The organism is Streptomyces sp. NPDC031479, from assembly GCF_055581065.1.
This window is the reverse complement of record NZ_JBVIKC010000100.1, coordinates 1-3,232: the sequence shown is the minus strand read 5'-3', so window position 1 is coordinate 3,232 and position 3,232 is coordinate 1. Positions and strand designations below refer to the sequence as shown.

Below are 3,232 nucleotides of genomic sequence, written 5' to 3'. Positions count from 1 at the left end.
CTGTTCTTGCGTTTCCGACTCTATCAGACTCTTTCGTGTCCGATTTTCCTCGGTGCTTTCGAGGTTCTGCGCTTTCGCGCTTTCCCTTTCCGGCGGTTCCGACTCTATCAGAAGTTTTCCACCGGATTTCCCGGCTTCAGATTCCTGATCGGAGAGTCGATTGCGCCCCATTGGAATTGCATTCCTTGGGGGCGAGAGAGATTTTAAACCATCACTGCCGAACTTGTCCAGTTCGAGGCAACCGTTCGAATCTACCTCCCCACAGCCACCGTGTCAACAGTGTTTGCGGGACGACGAGGAGACTAGCAGCTCAGCGGGCTCGTACGCACATCACGCCGCAGTGGGCAGGGTCGCCGTACGGTCCGCTTCCTCTACATCGCCCGCGTCGCCCTCGCGGGAGGCTCGCCCGCCCAGGACGAAGACGTAGACCAGGAAGGCCGCCTCGGCTGCGACGCCGATGCCGATGCGGGCCCAGGTCGGGAGGCCCGACGGGGTCACGAAGCCCTCGATCAGGCCCGACAGGAAGAGGACCACCGCCAGGCCGATGGCCATGCCCAGGGCCGCCCGGCCCTGTTCGGCCAGGGCAGTGCGCCGTGTGCGGGGGCCCGGGTCGATGACCGTCCAGCCCAGCCGGAGCCCCGTGCCCGCGGCGACGAAGACCGCGGTCAGTTCGAGGAGGCCGTGCGGGAGGATCAGGCCGAGGAAGACGTCGAGGCGGCCGGCCGAGCTCATCAGGCCGATGCCGACGCCCAGGTTCGCCATGTTCAGGAAGAGGATCCAGAGGACCGGCAGCCCCAGGAAGGCTCCCAGGACCAGGCAGACCGCGGCGGCCTGGGCGTTGTTCGTCCAGACCTGGGCGGCGAACGAGGCCGCCGGGTGGCTGGAGTAGTACGTCTCGTACCCGCCGCCCGGCCTGGTCAGCTCCTTGAGGTGGTCGGGGGCGGCGATCGCGCCCTGGACCTCGGGGTGGGTCGCTATCCACCAGCCGATGAGGATCCCGAGCGCCGTGGAGAGCAGCGCCGTTGGTATCCACCAGCGGCGGCTGCGGTACACGGCAGCCGGGAAGCCCGCGGTGAAGAAGCGGGCCGCGTCGCGCCAGCTCGCGCGGCGGGTGCCGGTCACGGTGGCGCGGGCGCGCGCGACGAGCTGGGTGAGCCGGCCCGTCAGCATCGGGTCGGGGGCGCTCGACTGGATCAGGGAGAGGTGGGTGGAGGTGCGCTGGTAGAGCGCGACGAGCTCGTCCGCCTCCGCTCCCGTGAGGTGCCGGCCACGGCCGAGGAGCTGCTCCAGGCGGGCCCATTGCGCCTGGTGGGCGGCCACGAAGACGTCGAGATCCATCCGGTTTCCGCTCCCCTGCCCCTGACCACACGGTTCGGCCTACTGCTCCTGCGGCCAGCTTGGCAGACTGGAGCGCACAGGGGCGGGTCAGGTCGGGGAAAGGTGCAGCGGTGAGCGATCTCGTGACGGGGGACGCGGTCGTCCTGGGTCTGCGGTCGGCGCGGTTGCCGAGCCGGGCCCTGGCCGTCCTGCTGGACCTGTTCGTGTACGTCGGCGGCTACCTGCTCGTCACGTTCGCGCTGTTCTTCGCGACGGCCTCGCTGGACGACGCCGCGCAGGCGGCGGTGTCGGTGGCGAGCCTCCTGCTGGTGCTGGTCGGTGTGCCGATCGCGGTCGAGACGCTGAGCCACGGGCGGTCGCTGGGGAAGCTGGCCTGCGGACTGCGGGTGGTCCGCGAGGACGGCGGTCCGATCCGCTTCCGGCACGCGCTCGTGCGGGGGGCCATGGGGGTCGTGGAACTGCTGATGACCTTCGGGACCATCGCCTGCATCGCCTCGCTGGTCTCGGAGCGCGGGCGGCGGCTCGGTGACGTGTTCGCGGGGACGCTGGTGATCCGGGAACGGGTGCCCGGCGCCCGGGTCATGCCGGTGCCGCCTCCACCGCCCTGGCTGGCCGGGCGGTTCACCGGGCTGGACCTGTCGGCGGTGCCGGAGGGGCTGTGGCTGGCGATCCGGCAGTACCTGACCCGGATGAACCAGCTGGACCCGCACACGGGTGCCGCGATGGCGGCCCGGCTCGCGGACGACGTGGTGGCCCGGACCGGGACTCCGCCGCCGGCCGGGGTGACGGCCGCCGCGTTCCTGATGGCGGTGGTGCACGAGCGGCAGACCCGCGACGCGGCGAGGGCCTTCGCCGTCCAGGTCCCGCATGGGCCCGGGCCGGTGGCCGCGCCGGTGGCCGGTCCGGTCTCCGGGCCGATGCCCGCGCCGGTGGCCGGCCCCGTGGCGCCGCCCGCCGTTCCCCTGGCCCCCGCGCCGACGCCGGCTCCCGCTCCCGCTCCCGCTCCCGCCGAGGCTCCCGTACGGCGGACCGGGTTCGCTCCGCCCGGCTAGAACCCCGGGTCCGGGTCGGCGTCGTCGCCCTCGGGGAAGGCGGACGGCGGGGTCTCCAGGTGTTCGAGTTCGATGCCGGGCGCCGCGAGGACGACGTCCCCGGCGATGTGGACCGTGTGCACCTCGCCGGTGTCGAGCGCGGTGACCCGGTACTCGTCCACCACGAGCGGGCCGCTGTCCGTCGGGTGCTCCGCGCGGGACACCAGGGCCCAGGCCTGGTCGACCGTACGGGCCGCGAGCACCGGGTCGGTGAGGGCGAGCAGGCGGACGCGGGTCGCGGGGGCGCCGGGCGCGAGCCGCAGCAGGCGGGCCGTGGCGATGAGGAAGGCCGGGGAGGTGCCGGTGAATCCGGGGGCCCGGACGTTGCCCTCGGTGGCCTCGGTGCCGGTGGGGTCGGTGCGGACCCAGGTGACGCCGTCGACGGCGGCGCCGCGGACCTGCCAGCCGGCCGCGTTCAGTTCGAGGCGGATGGGGCGGCCCAGGGCGTCCACGGCCAGGTCGACCGAGCCGCGGTGGCCGCCGTCCGGGTGGGTCAGCTGGGCGACGTAGCGCCATCCCGAGGGGCCGGGGGCGCAGTGGAAGTGCTCCTCGCCGAGGGGGGTGTGGTCGTGCGGGTCGTGGAGCGAGTAGCGGCCGCGGGGCATGGGGCTGGGTCCTTGCGTGCGTACGGAGGATGCGTACGGAGGTACGGGGCAGGCCCCCGGCGGAGTGCCGGGGGCCTGGCTCGGTGCTGTGGATCCGTGGGGATCAGTAGCGGTAGTGGTCGGGCTTGTACGGGCCCTCGACCTCGACGCCGATGTAGGCGGCCTGCTCCGGGCGCAGGGTGGTGAGCTTGACGCCGA

Annotated in this window: 4 protein-coding genes; 1 reads left to right on the top strand and 3 read right to left on the bottom strand. The window is 72.7% G+C overall.

The window, feature by feature from the left end:
* Positions 1 to 330: 330 nt before the first annotated feature.
* A complete protein-coding gene (locus tag ACZ5D2_RS40815) occupies positions 331 to 1,338 on the bottom strand; it encodes a stage II sporulation protein M (RefSeq protein ID WP_266839377.1) in 1,008 nt (335 codons plus the stop codon).
* A 110-nt stretch (positions 1,339 to 1,448) separates the two neighbouring features.
* Between ACZ5D2_RS40815 and ACZ5D2_RS40810 the strand changes: the two genes are divergently transcribed.
* Positions 1,449 to 2,390: an RDD family protein gene (locus tag ACZ5D2_RS40810; protein ID WP_468936794.1), complete on the top strand. Its 942-nt coding sequence runs from the start codon at positions 1,449 to 1,451 to the stop codon at positions 2,388 to 2,390.
* Here the strand turns inward: ACZ5D2_RS40810 and ACZ5D2_RS40805 are convergent.
* Together ACZ5D2_RS40805 and ACZ5D2_RS40800 are read right to left on the bottom strand one after the other, a co-directional pair.
* Positions 2,387 to 3,034, bottom strand: coding sequence for a hypothetical protein (locus ACZ5D2_RS40805; protein ID WP_371678287.1), 648 nt, complete (start codon positions 3,032 to 3,034; stop codon positions 2,387 to 2,389). The genes ACZ5D2_RS40810 and ACZ5D2_RS40805 overlap by 4 nt on opposite strands.
* A gap of 103 nt (positions 3,035 to 3,137) precedes the next feature.
* Positions 3,138 to 3,232 (bottom strand): adenosylhomocysteinase (locus tag ACZ5D2_RS40800; protein WP_351877651.1); only part of this gene is annotated, 95 nt, incomplete at its 5' end.